The 21,268-nt window shown below is 70.9% G+C and carries 16 protein-coding genes; 6 read left to right on the top strand and 10 right to left on the bottom strand.

Features of this window, described 5'->3' with window-relative positions; genetic code table 11:
* Positions 1-49: 49 nt before the first annotated feature.
* The 4 genes from ACWIGU_RS09385 to ACWIGU_RS09370 all read right to left on the bottom strand — a co-directional run bounded on the left by ACWIGU_RS09385 (position 50) and on the right by ACWIGU_RS09370 (position 3,657).
* Entirely contained in the window at positions 50-259 is a 210-nt protein-coding gene (locus ACWIGU_RS09385; RefSeq protein ID WP_454399058.1) for a DUF397 domain-containing protein, read from the bottom strand.
* Positions 256-1,104, bottom strand: coding sequence for a helix-turn-helix domain-containing protein (locus ACWIGU_RS09380; protein WP_454399056.1), 849 nt, complete (start codon positions 1,102-1,104; stop codon positions 256-258). Before ACWIGU_RS09380 ends, ACWIGU_RS09385 begins: the two co-directional genes overlap by 4 nt.
* Positions 1,105-1,279: 175 nt before the next feature.
* A complete protein-coding gene (locus ACWIGU_RS09375; protein WP_454399055.1) occupies positions 1,280-2,308 on the bottom strand; it encodes an outer membrane protein assembly factor BamB family protein in 1,029 nt (342 codons plus the stop codon).
* A 239-nt stretch (positions 2,309-2,547) separates the two neighbouring features.
* Complete coding sequence (locus ACWIGU_RS09370; RefSeq protein ID WP_454399053.1) at positions 2,548-3,657, bottom strand: hypothetical protein; 1,110 nt, start codon at positions 3,655-3,657, stop codon at positions 2,548-2,550.
* 438 nt (positions 3,658-4,095) lie between these two features.
* Between ACWIGU_RS09370 and ACWIGU_RS09365 the strand changes: the two genes are divergently transcribed.
* Positions 4,096-5,223, top strand: coding sequence for a sugar ABC transporter substrate-binding protein (locus ACWIGU_RS09365; RefSeq protein WP_454399051.1), 1,128 nt, complete (start codon positions 4,096-4,098; stop codon positions 5,221-5,223).
* A gap of 136 nt (positions 5,224-5,359) precedes the next feature.
* On the opposite strand, the gene ACWIGU_RS09360 is transcribed toward ACWIGU_RS09365, so the two are convergent.
* Together ACWIGU_RS09360 and ACWIGU_RS09355 are read right to left on the bottom strand one after the other, a co-directional pair.
* Entirely contained in the window at positions 5,360-6,337 is a 978-nt protein-coding gene (locus ACWIGU_RS09360) for a LuxR C-terminal-related transcriptional regulator (protein ID WP_454399049.1), read from the bottom strand.
* Positions 6,338-6,360: 23 nt separating this feature from the next.
* Positions 6,361-7,344, bottom strand: a complete 984-nt coding sequence (locus tag ACWIGU_RS09355) for a helix-turn-helix transcriptional regulator (RefSeq protein ID WP_454399047.1) — start codon at positions 7,342-7,344, stop codon at positions 6,361-6,363.
* A 309-nt stretch (positions 7,345-7,653) separates the two neighbouring features.
* Between ACWIGU_RS09355 and ACWIGU_RS09350 the strand changes: the two genes are divergently transcribed.
* Positions 7,654-7,998, top strand: coding sequence for a Rieske (2Fe-2S) protein (locus tag ACWIGU_RS09350; protein WP_100596421.1), 345 nt, complete (start codon positions 7,654-7,656; stop codon positions 7,996-7,998).
* A gap of 100 nt (positions 7,999-8,098) precedes the next feature.
* Here ACWIGU_RS09350 and ACWIGU_RS09345 read toward each other — a convergent pair whose 3' ends face one another.
* Positions 8,099-8,527 (bottom strand): pyridoxamine 5'-phosphate oxidase family protein, encoded by a 429-nt coding sequence (locus ACWIGU_RS09345; RefSeq protein ID WP_356276624.1) that lies wholly within the window; start codon positions 8,525-8,527, stop codon positions 8,099-8,101.
* Positions 8,528-8,668: 141 nt separating this feature from the next.
* Here ACWIGU_RS09345 and clpB point away from each other — a divergent pair, with 141 nt between their 5' ends.
* Together clpB and ACWIGU_RS09335 are read left to right on the top strand one after the other, a co-directional pair.
* Positions 8,669-11,293 carry an ATP-dependent chaperone ClpB gene (clpB, locus tag ACWIGU_RS09340; RefSeq protein WP_454399044.1) on the top strand — a complete coding sequence of 875 codons (2,625 nt, stop codon included), beginning with the start codon at positions 8,669-8,671 and terminating at the stop codon, positions 11,291-11,293.
* Between the two features lie 126 nt (positions 11,294-11,419).
* Positions 11,420-11,956, top strand: coding sequence for a YbjN domain-containing protein (locus ACWIGU_RS09335; RefSeq protein WP_454399042.1), 537 nt, complete (start codon positions 11,420-11,422; stop codon positions 11,954-11,956).
* A gap of 32 nt (positions 11,957-11,988) precedes the next feature.
* On the opposite strand, the gene ACWIGU_RS09330 is transcribed toward ACWIGU_RS09335, so the two are convergent.
* On the bottom strand, positions 11,989-13,200 hold the full coding sequence (locus ACWIGU_RS09330) for a mannosyltransferase family protein (RefSeq protein ID WP_454399040.1): 1,212 nt from the start codon (positions 13,198-13,200) through the stop codon (positions 11,989-11,991).
* Positions 13,201-13,674: 474 nt separating this feature from the next.
* Here ACWIGU_RS09330 and ACWIGU_RS09325 point away from each other — a divergent pair, with 474 nt between their 5' ends.
* Both ACWIGU_RS09325 and ACWIGU_RS09320 read left to right on the top strand, forming a co-directional pair.
* On the top strand, positions 13,675-13,914 hold the full coding sequence (locus tag ACWIGU_RS09325) for a hypothetical protein (RefSeq protein ID WP_356276614.1): 240 nt from the start codon (positions 13,675-13,677) through the stop codon (positions 13,912-13,914).
* Positions 13,908-15,812 carry an HEXXH motif domain-containing protein gene (locus ACWIGU_RS09320; protein WP_454399038.1) on the top strand — a complete coding sequence of 635 codons (1,905 nt, stop codon included), beginning with the start codon at positions 13,908-13,910 and terminating at the stop codon, positions 15,810-15,812. Before ACWIGU_RS09325 ends, ACWIGU_RS09320 begins: the two co-directional genes overlap by 7 nt.
* 50 nt (positions 15,813-15,862) lie before the next feature.
* Here ACWIGU_RS09320 and fxsT read toward each other — a convergent pair whose 3' ends face one another.
* Positions 15,863-20,110 carry an FxSxx-COOH system tetratricopeptide repeat protein gene (gene fxsT / locus ACWIGU_RS09315; RefSeq protein ID WP_454399036.1) on the bottom strand — a complete coding sequence of 1,416 codons (4,248 nt, stop codon included), beginning with the start codon at positions 20,108-20,110 and terminating at the stop codon, positions 15,863-15,865.
* Positions 20,107-21,225 (bottom strand): AAA family ATPase, encoded by a 1,119-nt coding sequence (locus ACWIGU_RS09310; protein WP_454399034.1) that lies wholly within the window; start codon positions 21,223-21,225, stop codon positions 20,107-20,109. Before ACWIGU_RS09310 ends, fxsT begins: the two co-directional genes overlap by 4 nt.
* Positions 21,226-21,268 lie beyond the last annotated feature (43 nt).

Here is a 21,268-nt window from a genome sequence, read left to right as displayed (position 1 = left end):
AGACATGCGAGGGGGCCCCGGGGTTGTACGCGGGTGGTGAGCGGCGGCTTCAGCGTTCCTGGGCGTAGGTGAGGAAGTCCGCCCAGGCGGTGCCGGTCACGGTGAACCGGGGGCCGGCGGCGTTCTTGGAGTCGCGGACGTGGACGGTGCCGGGGGTGTGGGCGACCTCTACGCAGTCGGGCTCGTCGCCGCCGCTGCTGTAGCTGCTCTTGAACCAGGCCAGTTCGGAAGGGTCCCCGGCGGTGGTCTCGCGGATCATAGTTCTCCCAGCACTTGCTCGATGAAGGCCAGTGACTCCCCTGGCGAGAGAGCCTGAGCCCGGATGATGCCACACCTCAGTTCGACGCTACGGAGCTGCTTGGGGTCGGAGACGGGCCGTCCGGAATAGAGGCCGTCACAGCGCCCGATCGCCGTCCCCTCCCTGAACTTCAGCACCTCCATGTCTCCACTCATTCCGGCGTGGTCCGAGCGGTCCGTCGGCATCACCTGGATTTCGACGGTACGCAACTGACCGAGTTCCAGCAGGTGTTCGAGCTGACGCCGCAACACCATCTTCCCTCCGATCGGCCGTCGTAGCGTCACCTCTTCCTGGATGAAGCTGAGGTCGGGCGCCGGATCGCGCTCGAAGATCGACTTACGGGCCGTGCGTCCGGCCATGGCGCGCTCCATCTGCTCCGACGGCAGAGTGGGGCGGCGCATGGAGAAGAGGGCCTGCGCGTACTCCGGGGTCTGGAGCAGACCGTGCAGTCTGTGGGTCCAGTACGCCGTCAGTTCAACGGCCTTCGCCTCCATCTGTGCGATGTCCCGCACCTTCTTCGGATACCGGATCTCCGCCACAGCCGGCTTCATGTCCCTGAAGAGCCCGCCGGTCTTCAGTACCTCGTCCGCCTTGTCGAGGAACTCAGGCCGGGGAATCCGTGCGCCGGCCTCGACCTTGTAGATGATCCCTTCGCCGTAGCCCATGGCCGAACCCAGCTCAGGTGCCTTGAGTCCCGCCGCCTCCCGGCGGGCCCTCAGTAGTCGGCCCACGAGCGCCACCACCGCCGCGCCCTGCTCATCACCTGGTTCGATCTCCCAGCCGTCACTGCCCGTCGCCTCAGTCATCCGCGCGCATCTCCAGTCCGCCGAACTCCCCGCCATGTTCCGCCAACGGCCGTACCCATAAAGCGTCTTGGACAGCCCGTACAGCCCTGGACAAAAGCTGCGCAGCGGGCGCGGCCACGCTAAGTGACGTGAACCGTGAAATCGCCGAACTCTTCCTCGCCCGACTGCTCGGCGTTCATCGCCAGCGGAAGAGCCGCAACGGGCGCCGGGCGTCCGCGTTGTTGAACACGGCGAAGTGGGCGTCGGCGGCCCGCAGCAGACGGCCGCCGTCGCCCCACAGGAAGCGGCGCATGACCGTGTTTCCCGTTGCCGGGTCGAGAGCGGCGACGCGGTGGCCTGCGGCGTGCAGGACCAGGAGCCGGCCGCGGTGCGCTGTCAGATCCCGTACGACGTCGTAACCGGCGCGCCACTCCCAGCGGGGCTTGCCGGTGGACAGGTCGACAGCTACGAGCCGCTTGGTGTGCTCGGACCGTTCGGGGCGGCGCATCTCGGCGATGAGGAGCCCGTTGAGTACCAGGGCGGGAGGGTTGAGCTCGGTGTACGGGGCGGGGAGCCGGAAGCGGGAGGTCAGTTCTCCGGTGCCGTCGTGGACGCGAATCTCCTGATGGACGCGCGGGCCGGGGCTCTCCACGATCACGACCAACGGTTCGAGGCTGACGACCCAGGTGCTCAGCAGCGCTGCCTTGGAGGGTGCGGGGCGGCGCCACTGCGTGGTGCCTGTGTCGGGTGCGAAGCGGAGGAGGTGTCGGTCGTCGGCGTGGGCGCCGCCCGTGCGCGCGCTCAGTGCCGTGTTCGGTCTCCCGTAGCTGCGGTGCACGGTGACGTCGGGGTCGACCGGGCGGGACCACTGTTGTCTGCCGTTGGTGAGATCGACGGCGGTGATACGGCCGTCGGTGGACCAGCTCGAGTCGTCGAAGTGGAGGAGGAGCACGGTGTCGTTGTCCACGTCGGGGGACACGGTGTCGAGCGTGTGCGGTGCCGGCAGCGGTCTGGTCCAGCGGACGATGCCGGTGGCCAGGTCGTACGCCCTGAGCCGGTCGAGATCGGCGCGCACGGCGTACCGCTCGGTGAGCCAGCCGCCCACGGGGGTGTCCGTGAGGCGCAGGTGCCGGTCGGCTTCCGTGAGGGCCGTCCACACGGGCCGCTGTTTCAGCAGGCGGTTCTTGCGGCGCCATGGTGGTGCCGGTGTTGCGTCCTCGTACACGGTGATCCCTCCTCATACGCCTGTTGCGACCTCCACGCTCACGGCAGGCACAACAACCCGAAGCGTGCGACCGCCGACGGCCCGGCAGTCACCAGGACCCTCCGCCCCCGCCTCCCGCCCCGCCACCGACCCCGCCGTCGGAGCCGCCGGAACCGGAGGAGGAACCGGACTGCTGCCTGCCCCGGCTGCCGCCCGACGCCGCACCTGACCGTGCCGCCATCACGTCATGCCATGCCACGTCACGTGATCGACGGATCCTGCTCGTCCCGCACCGTCCACCGGGTGTCCTTGACCACGGAGTCCAGGTTCGCGCCGACCCCGCGCAGCACCCCGTACACGAAGGTGGCCGCCGCCAGGCCGCACAACAGCCAGGTGAGCAGGGCCGGCAGGCCGTCGGTGCCGAGGAGGAGGACGGGCAGGCAGAGGAGGGCCGCGAGGAGGGCGCCGGCGGCGATGGGGCCGTGGACCGGCAGGCGGAACTTGGCGTTGCGGCGCAGGGGGCGGGCCCTGCGGTCGCGGGTGGTGGGGCGGGGATCGCGGGCGCTGTGGGTGGCGGTGCGGTAGGTGACTTCGGCGGGGTTCGTCAGGCCCAGGATCGTGGTGCCGTCGTGGTCGGCCACGAATGCCACCGGCTGCATGCTCTCGATCAGCTTGTAGCGGCGTGACCACATCAGCCAGCCCTGGGCACCGCTCAACAGCTCTCCCGCGCGGGCGAGTTCGCTGACCTCCGTCGTCGAGAGCGGGATCTCGTCGCCGCCTGCGTCGTGGAGGAGGAGACTGTGCTCCTGTGTGACGGAGATCTGGCCCGGGCGGTCGCCGCGCTCGCTGTAGCGCAGGAGCAGAGGTCGCCCGACGCGTACACGCACCGCGTGCACCTCGCCCGCGGCGGCGTCCTCGATCAGCACGCGCACCCTGTCCCGGAAGACTTTCGGCGACGCCGAGCGGCGCAGGACCGTGGCGAACTTCAGCGTGGCGAACAGGGTGAGGAAGAAGAGGAAGGTGCCGATGAACGTGCCACCCCTCATGGCGAGCCAGGCCAGGGTGCAGGGGGTGAGGGCGATCAGTACGGTGCCCGTCGCCCGCCCGAAGTCACGGGGAGGCGACGGGAGTCGGGCCGGCAGGGGCGGGGGCTCGGCGGGTGGGGACGTGGCCGGGGCCGTCAGGCGGGGCGCGGTGGGGCACGCCAGCGCCCATGCGGCCGTGAGTACGGCGCTCGCGACCAGTGCCCCGACGACGTCGAGACGTGGGGCCGACGGGGTGACCGGTACGTAGACCAGAGCCAGAGAGGTCGCAGCGGCGGCCAGCGCCCCGGTACCCAGGGCGCGCGTGAGCAGGGTGGAGCGTCTCATGGTGCTCCTGTCTTCCTCGGGACCGGCAGGAGGAGCCCGTCGGCCCGGGGAGGGGGGCACCGGACGGCTGACGGGTTGATGCGTGGTCAGTGTGCCGGTGGGGTCGGAGTGCGTAAAGGGGATCCGCCCGGCTCGGACGAGCCGCCGGAGACAGGCACGGGCGTCGTGAAGGTGCTGGGGAGGAGGCCGGTGCGGGGCGCGGAGGGTATGTGTTCAACCCGTGAGTTTGCTCACGGTGACGGTGGACGTGACGCGGTAGAAGCGCTGTGACCTGTGCGGCGTCTGGGGTTACCCGCAGTACGGCTGAATTCATCACTGGAACGCGCCGACCCGTTTTCGTCTCGGTAGGGATTCACCTCTTGACGCTGTGTGTTGGGCGGAGTTGGCTTCCAGCCACCTCGGCCGCAACGACGCGGTCACTTCAGGGAGGTATGGAAAGTGAATCCGCGTACGAAGCGCGCCGTCGTTGTCGGCGTCGCGTCCGCCATGGCAGTGGCTCTCACCGGGTGCGGGAGCAGCTGGCTCGAGCCGGAGAGCGACTCCGCGGGCAAGGCGTCCGCCCGGCAGAACCAGGACCTGAAGATCGGTGTCCTCCTGCCGGAGAAGGAGACCGCCCGCTACGAGAAGTTCGACTATCCGCACATCAAGAAGGAAGTCGAGGGCCTCACCAGCGGCAAGGGCCGGGTCCTCTACGCCAACGCGGAACAGAACGCGAAGCGACAGGAGAGACAGGTCGACCAGATGATCGCCGACCGGGTCGACGTACTCATCCTGGACGCGGTCGACTCCAAGTCCATCGCGGGATCGGTCAAGAAGGCCAAGGACGCGGGCATCCCCGTCATCGCCTACGACCGCCTGGCCGAGGGTCCCGTCGACGGCTATGTGTCGTTCGACAGCGACCAGGTCGGCCACGTGCAGGGCATGGCGCTCCTCAAGGCGCTGGGCAGCAAGGCGTCCAAGAACAGCCGGATCGTCATGATGAACGGCTCGGTCACCGACCCGAACGCCGCGCTCTACAAGGACGGCGCCCTGGCCGAGCTCAAGGACCAGGTGACGATCTCGAAGTCGTACGACACCAAGGACTGGAAGCCGGAGAACGCGCGGGCCAACATGGCGGCCGCCATCCAGGCCGTCGGCGCGCAGAACATCGCCGGTGTCTACTCCGCGAACGACGGCATGGCGGGCGGCGTCATCACCGCACTCAAGGCCGCCGGTGTCACCGGTCTCCCGCCGGTGACCGGTCAGGACGCCGAACTCTCCGCTGTGCAACGCATCGTGACGGGCGATCAGTACATGACGGTCTACAAGCCGTACCCGGAAGAGGCGTCCACGGCCGCGCAGATGGCCGTCCTCATCGCGCAGCAGCGCGACATCGAGTTCAACGCGCTCGCGAAGGACCGCGTCGACAGCCCCACGACCCCCAGCGTGCCGTCACTCCTGGTCCAGGTCGTCCCGATGACGAAGAGCAACATCAAGTCGACGGTGGTCAAGGACGGGATCTACAAGGTCGGGGACATCTGCACGACGAAGTACGCGGCGGACTGCGGGCGGATCGGGCTGAAGTAGGCCGGCGGATCGCACGGCGCCCCTCCCCTTGGTGCGGGGCGCCGTGTCCGCTCAGCCGCGGGAGATCGTGAACTCGGCCCCGGGCCGCGGTTCTTCGTACCGTCGCGGGCCTCGACCCGCAGTCCCGGACCTGAGGTCAGCGGTCGTGTTCCAGCATTCCGGACTGGCCGATGAGATAGCCCAGCTGGGCGCGGCTGTCGCTGCCGAGCGTGCTGGCGAGCTTGGCGATGTGGACGCGGACGGTGCGGATGTTCATGCCCAGGCGTTCGGCGATGACGGCGTCGTTGTGACCCTCGATCAGCAGCCCGGCTATGGTCCGCTGACGGGTGGGGACACCGCTCGTGACCGGGGTTCCCCGGCCCGTGTCGGGGAACATGGGGGTGGCCAGGCGCCACAGCCGTTCGAAGGTCGTGACCAGGTACGCGATCAGGGCGGGGTGCCGGATCTCCAGGGCGACCGTGCGGTCGGGGTTCGCCGGGATGAACGCGACGCTCCTGTCGAGCAGGATGAGCCGTTCGGTGACCTCGTCCAGGGTGCGGACCTCGACGTCGCCCTCCAACTGCTCGTAGTGGGCGAGCACCGCGGGCGAGTGACGGGACGTGTGCTGGTAGAGGGTGCGCATACGGCAGCCGCGGGCCAGCATTTCCTGTTCGCGCGGCAGGGCCGCCGCCAGGAGCGTCGGGGGGCGGTTCCCGCCGGGCTGGATGGTGAGCAGCTCCGCCGCGGACTCCGCCATGGCTTCGCCGATGGCGTCGTTGATGCGCTGGAAGCCGAGCAGCACCGTGAGCATGGGGGCGTGGGGGACGGCGGCGCGCTGTGCGTCGAGGGCCATCAGCGGCGCGAACGTCTCTGCCAGGCGGGCTTCGCGGCGGCGCTGCTGGGCGATCTCGTCTTCTATGGTGCGCAGGAGACCGGGCAGGGCAACGGCCGGCGCGACGGGTGTGAGCCACTGGATGTCGTCGGCGGCGGTGTGCAGGAGGCCGAATTCGAGAAGGCAGGGCGTGGGGTCGGCGTCCTCGCGGTGGATACGGCCTTCCCGCAGAGCGCGCGCGTACAGCTGGGAGCCGGCCGCGCACAGCTCCTCGACTCCATGGGGATGGACCTCGGCGGTCACGTGTGGCTCTCCTCCTTCGGCATTCAGTGATCCTGGTCGAGGATTCCCGACTGCGCTATCAGAAAGCCGAGTTGCGCGCGGCTTCCGCTGCCGAGCGCGGCGGCGAGCTTGGCGATGTGGGCGCGGCAGGTGCGGACGTTCATGCCGAGGCGGCGGGCGATCGCCTCGTCCACGTGGCCTTCGATGAGCAGTTTGGCGATCGACCGCTGGACTCCGGTGATGCCGTCGGTCGGGGGCGCGTAGGGGGTCTCCTCCAGGAGGGGGACCCCACGGCGCCACAGTTGCTCGAAGACCTTGGCCATGTAGTCGACGAGGCCCGGATGCCGGAGTTCCAGGGCGACCGGGTGGTCTCCGGGGACCGGTATGAACGCGACGGTCCGGTCGAAGACCATCAGCCGCTCTATGAGTTCCTCAAGGGTGCGTATCTCTACGTTCCCCTTGGCCATGTGCTCGGCGTACACGAGAGTTCCCTGGCTGTGCCGGGCCGTGTGCTGGTAGAGCGTGCGCATCGTGATGCCGCGCGCGATGACCGCCTCGCCCCGTTCGAGCGCCTCCGTCAGGGAGTGCTCGCTGCGGCCGCCGCCGGGCTGGACCGTGAGGATCTCCGACTGGCACTCGGCGATGGCGAGTTCGATGGCCGAATTGATCCTGTTGATTCCCTCGAGCACGGTGACGGCGTGCGTCGTCGGCTGATCCTGCGCACTGATGGCCATGAATGGCTCGAAGTATTCGGTCAGTTCGACCGCCAGGCTTCTCCGCTCCTGGATTTCCCGTTCGATGGGGTGGAGGCGCTGTGCCAGGGCGGCGGCGGGAGGAACCGGGCGCAGCCAGTCGGCGTCATCCGGGTCTGGGTGGAGAAGGGCGAAATCCATCAGGCAGGGAGCGGCGGTCGCTTCGCTTCGGGCGACGCGTCCGGAACGCAGAGCACTGGCGTACAGCCGCCTGCCCTCGTCGCACAGTTCAGTCGTGGCATGAGGATGTGTCCGTTGTGCGTCATTCATGGTCATAGATCCACCCCCCAGGGTCCTGAACGTGCAGGAACATGATGCATCGATCCTGTGGTGTTTGGATGGCCGAATGAGCCATCGTCTAGTGAGTCGGGGGAGAGAAGCCATGGAAGTGAGGACGAAGCCCACTATGTGCAAGAAAATGCTTCGCTCGGTGATGGCTGTTGCCTTCTCCGCCGGTCTGGCTTTCGGTGTGCTCAGCACCCAGGACCTCTCCTGGAGTGGCACACCCGCCACTCACGTGTCCGCCGGAGAGAGCATCGCGCCTCCGGATCTTTCCTGGAGTGTCGCTCCCGTGGACGCGGACGTATGACGACACCCCCCGACGACAGAACATTCCGCCGTGAGATGGCGACCGCCTACCGGTCCGGGTGGCATTTCATCGACCTCGCCACGGCGATTCCTCATCGCGGCGATTCGTTGATGGTCACCCTGTTCGGTGAGCCGATCGTCGTCGTGCGGGACGAGTTCGACGACGAGGAGATCCGGGCCTACCGGTGTCTTCGCCGCCCTCGGGGCGCCCCGCAGCCCGTGCGGTGTGCCGTCAGGTACGGAATGGTCTTCGTCAACCTCGACCAGCGTGACCACCAGCTGGATCGGGAGGCGGGACCAGAGGTTCCGCGTACTGCCTCAGCCACCCCCCGCAGTGCCTGACGCGATTCCCCCGTCGTTGTAGATCGCGCAGGTGCTTCCCCCCGCAGCGGCGTCACCGTGGACCTGAACACGGTGGCGCCGCTGCAGCTTTGCGCCACCGTCACGACGGCGACCCGTTTCCCGTCGCCCGTGTCAGCGTGATCTCGATGGCCACCCGGTCCGGGTTGGGCGCGGGCACGCGCTCGTAGCGTTCCGCGTACCGGCGCACCGCCTCCTCGACGCGGTCCGGCTCCGTGCGGACCACCGCGAGGCCCTCCAGCGTCGCCCAGCGCCGGCCGTCGACCTGGCAGACCGCGACCCGGGCCCCGCCCTCCGCCGTTCCCGACCCCGCGAGCACGTGCGACACCTTCGCGCTCGACTTGTTCGCGATCACCCGCGCGAGGCCCGCCTCCGGGTCGTACGTGACGCCGACCGGCACCACGTGCGGGGTGCCGTCGGGGCGCAGGGTCGTCAGCGTGCACAGGTGCCGCTCCCGCCAGAATCCGAGGAAGGTCGGGTCGGGGTTCAGGGGGTCGTTCCGCTTGGCCATGCTCCGGAAGATATCCCCGTTCCAGGACATATCCCGCCCCGGGGTATCCGGCTCGTACCCTTGAGTGGAATCGACTCAACTTTGTGTATGCTGACAGGGTCAGTGTGCTGGAGAGGTATACGCAAGGAGGAGAGTGCGCACGTGGATGCCGAGCTGACGAACCGGAGCCGGGACGCGATCAACGTGGCCACCAGTCGGGCCGTGTCCGCAGGGCACGCGGATCTGACTCCCGCGCATCTGCTTCTGGCGCTTCTCGAGGGCCGAGGACGGCAAGAGAACGAGAACATCACGGATCTGCTGACGGCCGTCGAAGCCGATCAGGCCGCAGTGCGGTCCGGGGCCGAGCGGGTCCTCGGCGCGCTGCCCAGCGTGACCGGTTCGACCGTCGCGCCGCCCGGACCCAACCGGGACCTGCTGGCGGTCATCGCGGACGCGGCGCAGCGCGCCGAGGAGCTCGGGGACGAGTACCTCTCCACCGAGCATCTGCTCATCGGGATCGCCGCGAAGGGCGGCACGGTCGCCGACGTCATGACGGAACAGGGGGCGAGCGCCGAGAAGCTGCTCGCCGCCTTCGAGAAGAGCAGGGGAGGGCGCCGGGTGACCACACCCGACCCCGAGGGCCAGTACAAGGCCCTGGAGAAGTTCGGCACCGATTTCACCGCCGCCGCGCGCGAGGGCAGGCTCGACCCCGTCATCGGGCGCGATCAGGAGATCCGGCGCGTGGTGCAGGTGCTGTCCCGCCGTACGAAGAACAACCCCGTCCTGATCGGTGAGCCCGGTGTCGGCAAGACCGCCGTCGTCGAGGGGCTCGCCCAGCGGATCGTGAAGGGGGACGTGCCGGAGTCGCTCAAGAACAAGCGGCTCGTCTCGCTGGACCTGGGCGCGATGGTCGCCGGCGCGAAGTACCGCGGCGAGTTCGAGGAGCGCCTCAAGACCGTTCTCTCCGAGATCAAGGAGAGCGATGGGCAGGTCATCACGTTCATCGACGAGCTGCACACGGTCGTCGGGGCCGGGGCGGGCGGCGACTCGTCCATGGACGCGGGGAACATGCTGAAGCCGATGCTCGCGCGCGGCGAGCTGCGCATGGTCGGCGCGACCACGCTCGACGAGTACCGCGAGCGGATCGAGAAGGACCCGGCCCTGGAACGCCGCTTCCAGCAGGTGCTGGTCGCCGAGCCGACGGTCGAGGACTCGATCGCGATCCTGCGCGGCCTCAAGGGCCGGTACGAGGCCCACCACAAGGTCCAGATCGCCGACGGCGCGCTCGTCGCCGCCGCGTCGCTCTCCGACCGGTACATCACGTCCCGCTTCCTGCCGGACAAGGCCATCGACCTCGTGGACGAGGCCGCGTCCCGGCTGCGCATGGAGATCGACTCGTCGCCCGTCGAGATCGACGAGCTCCAGCGCGCCGTCGACCGGCTGAAGATGGAGGAGCTGGCGCTCTCCAAGGAGACGGATCCGGCCGGCAAGCAGCGCCTGGAGAAGCTGCGGCGCGACCTCGCCGACAAGGAGGAGGAGCTGCGCGGCCTCACCGCCCGCTGGGAGAAGGAGAAGCAGTCCCTCAACCGCGTCGGTGAGCTGAAGGAGAAGCTCGACGAGCTGCGCGGCCAGGCCGAGCGCGCCCAGCGCGACGGTGACTTCGACACCGCCTCCAAGCTCCTCTACGGCGAGATCCCCACCCTGGAAAGGGACTTGGCGGCCGCCACTGAGGAAGAGGTGGAGGCGTCCAAGGCCGACACGATGGTCAAGGAGGAGGTCGGCCCGGACGACATCGCGGATGTGGTGGCGGCCTGGACCGGCATTCCGGCCGGGCGGCTCCTGGAGGGCGAGACGCAGAAGCTGCTGCGGATGGAGGACGAGCTCGGCAAGCGCCTGATCGGGCAGAGCGAGGCCGTACGCGCGGTGTCCGACGCCGTGCGTCGTACGCGCGCCGGGATCGCCGACCCCGACCGGCCCACCGGCTCCTTCCTGTTCCTCGGCCCGACCGGCGTCGGCAAGACCGAGCTGGCCAAGGCGCTCGCCGACTTCCTGTTCGACGACGAGCGGGCCATGATCCGCATCGACATGAGCGAGTACGGAGAGAAGCACTCCGTGGCGCGTCTCGTGGGCGCTCCTCCCGGCTACGTCGGGTACGAGGAGGGCGGCCAGCTCACCGAGGCGGTGCGCAGGCGCCCGTACAGCGTCGTCCTGCTCGACGAGGTGGAGAAGGCGCACCCGGAGGTCTTCGACGTCCTGCTCCAGGTGCTCGACGACGGACGCCTCACCGACGGCCAGGGCCGCACGGTCGACTTCCGCAACACGATCCTGGTGCTCACCTCGAACCTCGGTAGCCAGTTCCTGAGCGGACACAGCCCGGCGGAGCCGGCGACGAGCGAGGAGCAGAAGAAGCAGCAGGTCCTGGACGTCGTCCGGGCGTCCTTCAAGCCGGAGTTCCTCAACCGGCTCGACGACCTCGTCGTCTTCTCCGCGCTGGACAAGGAGGAGCTGGAGCGGATCGCGAAGCTCCAGATCGGCCGGCTCGCCAAGCGGCTCGCCGAGCGTCGGCTCACCCTGGACGTCTCCGACGCGGCCCTGGCCTGGCTCGCGGAGGAGGGCAACGACCCCGCGTACGGCGCGCGGCCGCTGCGCCGCCTCGTGCAGACGGCGATCGGCGACCGGCTCGCGAAGGAGATCCTCTCCGGCGAGGTCACCGACGGCGACACGGTCCGCGTGGACGCCTTCGGCGACGGCCTGATCGTGGGCCCGGCCGCCGGAAAGACGCTGTAACGCGGGGCGGACGCCGATGCCGGACCGGGTCGGGGCGACAACTCGGCCGATCCAACCGGTCGGGGGTTGTCACTTCCCACCCGGCATGGGGGAGGATGGCGGAATCCGTACGAAGGGACCAAGCACGTGAGCATCGACCCGTCCTCGATTCCGAACTTCGGGGGACAGCCCGAGCAGCCGCAGGGCTCAGGACCGGCGGGCCCCGTCGTCCCCGATCAGGACCTCGTCAAGCAGCTCCTGGAGCAGATGGAGCTCAAGTACGTCCTCGACGAAGAGGGTGACCTCGCGGCTCCTTGGGAGGAGTTCCGCACGTACTTCATGTTCCGCGGCGAGGACGACCAGCAGGTCTTCTCGGTGCGGACGTTCTACGACCGCCCGCACGACCTCGAGACCAAGCAGGCGCTCCTCGAGACCATCGACGACTGGAACCGCCGCACCCTGTGGCCCAAGGTCTACAGCCACACCCACGACGACGGCACGGTCCGCCTCATCGGTGAGGCGCAGATGCTCATCGGTACGGGCGTCAGCCTGGAGCACTTCGTGTCGTCGACGGTCAGCTGGGTGCGCGCCGCCATCGAGTTCGACCGCTGGCTGGTCGAGCAGCTCGGCCTGGAGCAGGCCGTGGACTCCGCCGACGACGAGAAGCCGTCCGACGACGAGTAGGCAGTCGACGAGCAGGCGGTTTCCGTAACCGCCTACAGGGGCCTGTGCGCGAACGCGACCAGATACGTCCCGTACGAAAGTGAGAGCCCGGCCAGGGCGCCCACCACCAGGAGGGCGCTGCGCGGCCGGGCTTTCGCCGTTCGCGCCAGCGCGAGGGCCAGCGGCAGCAGCAGCGGGAACGCGGGCAGCAGGAAGCGCGGCTTGGACGGGAAGAAGCCGGCGCCGCCGAGCGCGATGAGCAGGAGTACGCCGCTGTAGACGATGAGTGGCAGCGGGGCCGCCCGCTCGGCGATGAGCAGCGCGAACAGCAGCACCGCGGCGAGGACGATCAGGACCGTCATGGGGTAGACGAAGCGGTCGCCCTTGAGCAGCAGATGCCGTACGACGCGCACCGCGCCGACGCCGAAGTCGAAGCGCGAACCCCAGTCCCGCTGCACGTCGAAGTAGCCGCCGAGCGGATCGCCCCGCTGGACACCGACCCACAGCACGTACCCGGTCCAGCCGAGCGGGGCGATGGCCGCGCCTGTCCACAGCCTGTGGGGAACGTTTCTGCCGCGCTTGCTGATCACCTCGTACGCCGCCGTGACGAGGACCGCGGCGGCGACCGCGAACCCGTTGGGGCGGGACACCCCGGCCAGCGAGGCGAGCGTGCCCGCCCAGATCCACCGGCCGGTCAGGACCGCGTACAGGGACCACGCGGCGAAGGCGGTGAGCAGCGGCTCGGTGTACGCCATCGTGAGGATCACGGAGTGCGGCAGCAGCCCCCACAGCAGCACGAGGAGGATGGCGGCCGGCCGGGAGTGCAGGCGCACCCCGATCGCGTAGATCCCGGCCGCGGCGGCCAGGGACGCGGTCCAGGCGATGAGCATCCCGGTGGCGCCGCCGCTGAGGGGGAGCACGGTCCGCACCGCGCGGACCAGGCCCGGGTAGAGCGGGAAGAACGCGAGGTCGTTGAAGATGATGCCCGGCTTGTAGGGGATGGAGCGGCCGTAGCCGTCCGCGGCGATCCTGAGGTACCAGACCGAGTCCCAGGACCGGCCGAGCAGGACGGTGGAGCGCTTTCCGGTCAGTGAGGCGGCGAAGCTCATCGCGGCGACACCGGTGAGCCGGACCACGGCGAACAGGCCGAGTGCGGTGAGCAGGGGGGCGGCCGCCCTGAGCCGGGCCGAGCGGGAACGTGGTCCGGCTCCGGGCTCCGCGACGGGGACGGTGGCGGGGGCCGGGGCAAGTTGCTGCTGGGTCACATTTCCGCACCCTGCGGGCACCGCGCGGGGCGCGCGAGTTGGGAGGGTCCGCACGGGTGCCGTCGGGGGGACGGTCGGCGCGGCTGCGTGACAACGGGGCGCGGGGAGCGCTCATGTCGGCCCGTCAGGAATGTGCCTCTGTACGACAGAAGCGGTGCAAGTGGCCCGAGGCAGGGACCCGTACCGCCACAACGCATCAATGTCCCCACAGGGCACGCCAGTTGAGCACCTGGCCAACGGCCGCCCGCGGCACCGGATGCCGTCTCCCCCGGCCATGAATCGAACAATTCAAGCCTTGATGGCCACCGGGGCCCCTTTCGGCGCGGCTGACCACGGGCCACTATGGGAAGGAGGTGGGTCTGCGCCGCGGGGCCGCGAGCGGGAGCCGACAGGGGGAAGTTTGACGTGAGGACTTCTACGACTGACATCGAGACCGGACTTGTCGATCTCAGCCGTTGGGGCCTTCAGGAGGCCATGGCACTGAGGGACCCGTTGGTGGCGGCGGCGCAGAACGCGCTGCTCGAGCATTTGACCGAGGACGCCGTCGGGCAGGTCGTGGCCGGCGGGGAGGGCAGTCCGCACTTCGGCGCGGAACAGCACGGCGGCACGGCCCCTCAGGAGCCACGGCACGAACACGGGCCGCCCGTGCTGTCCGGCCCGCTGTCCCCATGCGACGGACCTGACGCGCCCGACCGGCCCGCCCTGCCGTGCTGACACGGCACCATGTGCCGGTCGCCGACCTGGAGGCCATCGCCACCGGCCGCGTCACCGCACCCACCGCGACCCGTATCGCGGCGGCGGAGCGCAGCCGGCGCATGCTCATGCTGCGGGCCCTGGCCGCCGCGGAAGCGGAACGCGGGACGGACGAGGGCGAAGGGCCGCTGCCCCCGCTGGCGCACGCCTTCGACCTGCTGGCCCGCGCGGAGGCCCACGATCCGCGGGCCGTGGCGAGCGTGCTCGGGCATCCGCCGGTCGGGGTCTGGGCGGTCCGCCTGCTCGGGCGGCTGCGCAAGGGTGCCGAGCCCGGGCCCGACGAGCCCCCGTTGTGGCGTGAGGCGGGCTACGCGCACGCGCTCGCCGCGGCGGCCGCGCTGCGGGCGGGACTTGCCGCGCGCGTCCGCGTACCCGCCCGCGCGGGCAGGGTGATCCTGCCGACGGTGGGGCACGCCGTACTGGACGACGACCCGCGCGGCCACGACGTCGCCACGGTGGAGACGGATGGGCGCGGCACGGCCCGCGTCACGCTCGGCCCGCACGCCCTCGAACTGCCCGCCGCACCGCACCTGCCCGCCCCCGGCTGGCACCCCGCGCGCCTGCTGAGCTGGACGACCCCGCGCGAGCCGGGCCCCGGCGTCCTCCTGGACGACGCCGACCCCTACCGCGACTTCCGGTCCCCCTGGCCGCCCCCGGCCCCGCTCACCGACGCGGAGGCCGACACCTGGCAGCGGCATCTGCACGACGCGGCACGCCTTCTCGGGGCCCGCCACCCGGACGCGGCCCGCACGGTGCCGCTCGTCCTCGGCTCGCTCGTGCCCCTGCCGGGCGCGCCCCGCTTCCGCGCCTCCAGCGCCTCGTACGCCGAGGCGTTCGGGAGCGCGCTGGTCTCCCTGCCGCGCGACGCCGTCGACTTCGCCGTCACCCTCGTCCACGAGTCACGGCACTCCGTGCTCAACGCCCTGAGCCACCAGATCCAGCTCGTCGACAGGGCGGCACGCGGACCACGGCAGGACACGCTGCTCTACGCGCCCTGGCGCAGCGACCCGCGCCCGCCGTGGGGCCTGCTGCACGGCACGTACGCGTTCACCGGCGTCGCCGCCTTCTGGCGCTCCGAACGGCACGCCCTGACCGGACCCCGGGCCGCCCTCGCGCACTTCGAGTTCGCCGTGTGGCGCGAAGCGGTGGCCATCGCCCTGCGCACGCTGTCCGCCCAGCCCGGGCTCACCCCGTGGGGCCGCCGCTTCGTCGACGGGATGGCGCGCCAGGCCGCCCCGTGGGCCGACGAGGAGGTGCCGGCCGAGGCCCTCGCCCCGGCGGAAGCCGAACTCGCCGATCTGCGCGCCACGTGGTGCAGCCACAATCTCGCGCCCGACCCGGCCGCCACCCGCCTGCTCACCGACCACCGGCTCGGCGGCGGCCCCGGCGGGGACGCGACCGTCCCGCTGTCCCGGCTGCGCACGGACCCGCCGCCGCGCCTGCCCGAACTCCGCTGTGAGATGCGGCGGTTGCACCTCGCCGACGCAGGAACGTTCACCCCGGACACGCAAGCCCGGCTCTCCGGGGTGGACCGGTCCCCGGACCTCCTGGAGGCGGACATGTGCCTCCTGCGCGGCGGGCCGGCTAACGCGGCGCGGGCCGTCGACCGCTACCGCGCCGTCCTGGCCGGTGCCCCCGGGACCCGCCCGGCCTGGGTCGGCCTCGGCCTCGCCCTGGAGGCGTCCGGCGAGGACGCCCCGGCCACGGCCCTGCTGCACCGGCCCGAGCTGGTGCGGGCACTCGCCCTGGACGCGCGGGCCCGCGGCGCGCAGACGCCCGACCCGCTGGAACTGGCCCGCTGGACCGCGCGGATCCCCGGACTCACCGCGCAGACCGCGACGGACGTGCCACAGCACTGACCCCGCCCGGAAGGATCCCGGACGGGGTCAGTGCGGGACAGCGGTCGACGTCACATCAGCAGCGGGTCGATGTCGCAGTTCGCGGGCCTGCCGTCCGCGGCCGCCGCCGTTGCCGGGTGGTCCTCGCCGAGGGTGCGTGCGTAGCGCTCGGCCGTGTCCGCGTACAGCTCGTCCGCCTCGTCGTCACGCCGCAGCTGCCGCAGTCCGAGCGAGAGGTTGAGGGCCGTGGCGAGGGTGATGGGGTGGTCCTCGCCGAGGTGGGTGCGGCACAGGTCGAGCCCCCTCGTGGCGAGGTCCGCCGACGCCTGCATCTCGCCGAGCTCGAACAGGTCGGCCGCGAGATTCGAGGTGCAGGAAAGGGTGTTGGGGTGGTCCTCGCCGATCAGCTCGATCAGCTGCGCCCGCGAGTCCACGTCGCTCGCGCGGGCCTCCTCGGTCCGCCCGGCCAGGCGCAGACAGATCGCGTGGTTGACGCGTGCCGCCACGGAGTGCGGATGCCGCGCGCCGAGCAGCGCCTCGTACCCCTCGTACCCCTCCTGCCCGAGTTCGAGTGCGCGGGCGAGGTCGCCGCTGTGCCGTACGTCGATGGCGTGCGAGGCGACCGCGTTCACCGTCTGCGGGTACAGGTCGCCGTAGCGGGTCCGGAACATGACGAGGGACCGGCCGGACAGCTCCAGGGCCACGGCGTGCTGGCCGGCGCGCCGTTCGGCCACCGACCGGATCCGCATCGCGGAGATCGTGTTCGGGTGGCTGTCGCCGACGGTGTTGCGGAAGCGCTCCTCGACGTCGCGCGCCTGGTCGCGGGCGGCCAGGTACTCGCCGCCCTCCTGAAGGTCGATTGTCACCGCCGCCATGGTCGACAGCGTCGACACCGCGTTCTCGCCGAGCTCGGCGACCTTGCGGCTGTGCGTCATGCGGTCGAGCGCGAGCGCCGCCCGGAAGTGCCCGATGAACCGCAGGTTCAGCGCGTGCCGGTGGGCGCTGAGGAGGGTGGAGGGGTCGTTGGGCCCGAAGAGGCGCTCGCAGGTCTCGAAGGCGTGCCTGTCGAGGTCGAGGGCCGCCTGGAAGTCGCCGCGCAGCCGCAGGTCCCAGGCGAGCATGCTGGTGATGTCGATCGTCGACTCGTGCTCGGGGCCGAGGACCTGGGTCATCCCGGCCAGCGTCCGCTGGTCGAGTTCGTACGCCTCCGAGTAGCGGCCCAGGATGCGCAGGGAGTTCGTGTAGATCCGGGCCGCGTTGAGTACGTGCTCGGCGGTGTCCCCGTCGGCCTCGCGCCAGGTGGTGTACGTCTCCCTGGCCAGGTCGAGGGATCCCTGGTGGTCGCCCCAGTAGTACATGTACAGGATCTCGTTCAGGACGAGATTCCTCACCCACGGGTCCGTCGACTCGACGGCCCTGCTGTTGAGGACGTGCGGCAGCAGGTCGCCGTACTGCTGCCACCGGTGGGACTTGTCGGGCTCGCCGGCGTCGTCCTTGGCGAGCAGCCGGTGCGCGCCGGCGCGCATCTGCGACTTCAGCGGCTCCGTCATCTGGTTGATGAGGACGCGCTGGACCAGTCGGTGCAGCTGGATGGTGTTGGTCTCGTGGTTGATGCGCGCCAGTGCGTACCGGTTGATCTCGCGGATGGCGCGGCTGAGCCGGATCGGGTCGCTGAGTGCCGCGCTGAGCTCCGGGGGCACGGGGGCGTCGCGGACGCCGGTGAGCAGGCGCCGGGAGATCGGCTCGGGCGCGAAGAAGGCGCACATCTGCAGGAGCTGAAGAGCCGCGGGGTGGTGCTTGCGCAGCCGGTCCAGGGACACGTTCCAGGCGGCGGCGACGGACAGCGGATAGTCCACGGGCGGTTCGCTGACCATCAGCTCGTTGGCCTGCTGCTCGAACATGCGCAGGTATTCGTCCGCGGGCATGCCCGTCTCGGCCAGCCATACGGCGGCCTGCTCGATGCCCAGCGGCAGGTCGCCCAGGGTCTCGGCGAGCCGGTCCGCGGTCGCGTTGTCCAGGCTCGGTGCCCTCATCTGGAGCAGCGAACGGCTTTCCTCGCGGGTGAACACGTCGACCTCCAGGGGACGCGCCGACGAGGCCCACTGCGAGTTCCGTGAGGTGACGAGGATGCGGCCGGGACCGTTGGTCGGGAAGAACTCTCTTACGGACTCCGGGTCCTCCGCGTTGTCGAAGATGAGGAGCCAGTTCTTGAAGGGCTCGCCGACGCGCAGGGCCTCGATGACGGCCGGCACCGCCGTGTTCGCCTCGCCGCTGCCGACGTTCAGACCGAGCCGGGCCGCCAGCTGGACGAGGAACTGCCGGATCTGCTGCGGCTGTTCGGCGGGGATCCACCACACGATCTGGTACTCGTGCAGATGCCGGTACACGTATTCGACCGCGAGCTGGGACTTCCCGACGCCGCCCATGCCCTGGAGCGCCTCGGGGAGCACCGCCGTGGTCCCCTCCTGGAGCCTGCGGTGCAGGTCGTCCAGGAGCTGGACGCGACCGGTGAAGGCACGGTTTCGGGGAGGGACGTTGCCCCAGACGGGGGGCGGCTTCTGCAGCGCGTCACCCCTTGCCCCGGCCTGGGTGGACTGCAAGCCGCTCACTACTTCGACCCTTCCTTCGTTGCCGTTGTCTTCCGGGGCGGTGGGCTCGGCCCCATCGCCTAACTGACTGTGTTCTCCGGAGGTTGTGGTCACCCGGGGTGGAGGTTCGTCGAGGCGTGCCTCAAGTTCCCGGGCGGCGGTGGCGTGCGGTCCTGCCATGGCCGCGAATGCGGGCAGAATAGACGAAATCCATGGCCGTAAACCTTCCATGGGGACACTCCGCGCGCGATCCGGCTCGCGCAGAAGGGCGACGCCTTCCCCGTACGCCGGTACGGCGACCGCCAAATGGTCCAAGGCGAGCATCAGCGCGCGGGCCGTCTCGCCGCGCGTCCCGTCCGAGAGCAGCTCCCGCCGCACGCCGTCGTCGAATTCGAGCTCGACGCCCGGCCCGGCGGCCTCGCCCGGCTCCGCCTCCGTGCGCCGCAGCAGGCCGCTCAGGAGCAGCTCCGCCACGTGCCAGTTCCGCGCCCCGGGGATCAGCCCTTCCTGGAGCAGGCGCAGCACGTCGAGGTTGAGCGGGACGGCCGCGGAGAGGCGGGCCAGGTGGTAGGCGGTGGGGGAGAGCTGGGCCCGCACGGTCTTGACCTGGACGTCGGCGGGCAGCGCGGCGGCGGGCCTGCGCGCGACGGCCGTCTCGTCGCCGGGCGTCCGGTCCAGGACGCGCACCGTGTAACCGCCCGTGCCGTCGTGCGCGAGGAAGCGGGCGAGGCCGCCGAGCCCTTCGGGAGTCAGCGTCACCACCGGCAGCCGCACCCCGTCGAAGCCGCCGGGCCCGTCGGTCTCAGTGGGCAGGACCAGGCCCACGGGCTCGGCGGTCCAGGCGCTGTTGGGGGACGCGGGGCGCGGGCTGGTCAGCAGCAGGCTGCTGGTCTGCGTGCCCGCCCTCGCCCAGACGTGCTCCGGCAGCACATGGACGAGCGCGACGGGCATCGTGCGGGCCCACCGCGCGAGCCTGCGCCGGGCGCTGCCGTCGCCCCAGTGGTCGGCGTGCAGATCGGTGAGGACGAGGACCAGATGCCGGCCGTCGGTGTCGCCGGCGACCTCGGAGCCCGCGCCGTCCTCCTGCCAGCGCACGGTCCGTACGTCGCGGAAGGCACCGGAGCAGTGCAGGGTCTCGGCGAGGCGCTGCGCGGTGTGCGACCACAGCCGCATCGAGTCGCCGGAGTCCACGAGGAGCGTCACGGTCAGCCAGCGTTCCTGGCCCGGCTCCAGCTGGGGCAGCCACATGCCGGTCTCGGCGTGCAGCTCGGCGGTGGCCTCCTCGTCCAGGAAGACCTGGCCCCGGGAGGCGATGCGCCGCTTCAGCGGCTTCAGCGCCTTCTCGATCTCCCGCGACCGGTCGAGGGCGAACCCGTTCCCGAGGCTCATGAGGAGCGAGTCCACATGGTCGCCCGGGTCCGGGGCCGGTCCGGACGGCCCGGGCGGGGGCGCCGGCTGCTCCACGGGTTCCTCCGTGAGCTCCGGCACGGGGGCGTCCACGTCCTCGGGGCGCGGGCGCCCCTCTTCGGGCGCTTCGGGCAGCTCGGGCGGCGCGCCGGGCCGTGGCCTGCCGCGCCGGGCGTCCTTCAGCCGCAGCCAGCGCTGCGCGGCGAGCCACAGGACCTCGCCCGCCTCGTACCAGTGCGGCTGCGGGGACGCCTCGGCCAGCGATGCGGCACCCGGCCCGATACCGTCACCCGCCACGCCGCCGTGGGAGGGCGACCGGTTCATCCAGTGCCGACCTCGTCGAGCCGTCGCCACAGCGCGTGCAACAGCGTGCTCATGGACCCCTGGTCGGGGCCCGCGGGCGTGGTGCGCAGGAACTCCGAGTTGAGGAGCTGGTCCGCGGCGAGCGAGCCGCCGGTCCTCGCGTGGTCGAGGAAGTCGCGGATCATCGCCGTGCGCCCCTCGTCGTCCTGCGAGAGCTGCGCCGCCAGCATGGCGGCGAGCTGGCCCGCGTCGGGCGCGGGGAGATCGAGATAGAGGCAGCGGCGCAGCAGGGCGGGCGGCAGCGTGCGCTCGCCGTTGCTCGTGATCACGACGACGGGGAACGCGGCGCAGCGCACCGCTCCGTGGTGGATGACCGCCGTGCCGTCCGGGTCGTCCGTGTGCACCTCGGCGTCGGGGAGCCTGGAGCGCACGCGGGCCAGCTCGGGGATGCGGAACTCGCCCTCTTCGAAGACGCTCAGCAGGTCGCCCGCGAGGTCCGTGTCGGACTTGTCGAACTCGTCGATGAGCAGGACACGGGGGATCTCGCGGGGCAGCAACGCCGTGCCCAGCGGGCCCAGCTGGACGTAGTCGCCGAGGTTGTTCAGGCCGTCCGGGTCGGGTGCCGGGTCGCCGGGGCCGGCGCCGGGTTCCGAGCCGCGCAGGGCGCCGCGGGTGGCCGCTTCCTGCACTCTGCCGATGGCGTCGTAGGCGTAGAGGCCCTCTTTGAGGGTGCTGCGGCTGGTGATCGACCAGCGCAGGACGCGGCCGAGGGAGAGTTCGCGGCTGATGCAGTGGGCGAGGCTCGACTTCCCGATGCCGGGAGGGCCCGCGACGATCAGCGGCCTGCGCAGGAACAGCGCGGCATTGACCAGATCGAGTTCCTGCTCGGAGGCCTTGCGGACGACGGGGCCGTCCGGCGGGCCGAGGCGGCGGGTGAACTCGTCCTCGTCGCCCGGGGGCGGACCGGTGATCAGCGGTCCGCCGGTGAAGCGGCGCCAGGGCGGGGGCGGAGGTAACTCGCGGGACACGGGGTCCTTGCCGCGGGGCCTCGCCGTGCCTCGGTAGATGCGCCATGCGCCGGGGTCGGCCGCGGCGCCGCCGGCCTGTGCCGGAACGTGCGGATCCCTGTCGGCCATCGACCGTTCCCCCTCACCCTGGTTCGTGCCCGGTCGGTGCACG

The organism is Streptomyces sp. NPDC055400, assembly GCF_053644375.1.
This window is presented reverse-complemented; position numbering and strand designations above follow the sequence as displayed.

What these genes read in the sequence shown, in the direction of transcription:
- ACWIGU_RS09385 (WP_454399058.1), bottom strand. Translation starts at nt 259, where the DNA reads ATGATCCGCGAGACCACCGCCGGGGACCCTTCCGAACTGGCCTGGTTC.
- ACWIGU_RS09380 (WP_454399056.1), bottom strand. Translation starts at nt 1,104, where the DNA reads ATGACTGAGGCGACGGGCAGTGACGGCTGGGAGATCGAACCAGGTGAT.
- ACWIGU_RS09370 (WP_454399053.1), bottom strand. Translation starts at nt 3,657, where the DNA reads ATGAGACGCTCCACCCTGCTCACGCGCGCCCTGGGTACCGGGGCGCTG.
- ACWIGU_RS09355 (WP_454399047.1), bottom strand. Translation starts at nt 7,344, where the DNA reads ATGACCATGAATGACGCACAACGGACACATCCTCATGCCACGACTGAA.
- ACWIGU_RS09350 (WP_100596421.1), top strand. Translation starts at nt 7,654, where the DNA reads ATGACGACACCCCCCGACGACAGAACATTCCGCCGTGAGATGGCGACC.
- ACWIGU_RS09345 (WP_356276624.1), bottom strand. Translation starts at nt 8,527, where the DNA reads ATGGCCAAGCGGAACGACCCCCTGAACCCCGACCCGACCTTCCTCGGA.
- ACWIGU_RS09325 (WP_356276614.1), top strand. Translation starts at nt 13,675, where the DNA reads ATGGCACTGAGGGACCCGTTGGTGGCGGCGGCGCAGAACGCGCTGCTC.
- fxsT (WP_454399036.1), bottom strand. Translation starts at nt 20,110, where the DNA reads ATGAACCGGTCGCCCTCCCACGGCGGCGTGGCGGGTGACGGTATCGGG.
- ACWIGU_RS09310 (WP_454399034.1), bottom strand. Translation starts at nt 21,225, where the DNA reads ATGGCCGACAGGGATCCGCACGTTCCGGCACAGGCCGGCGGCGCCGCG.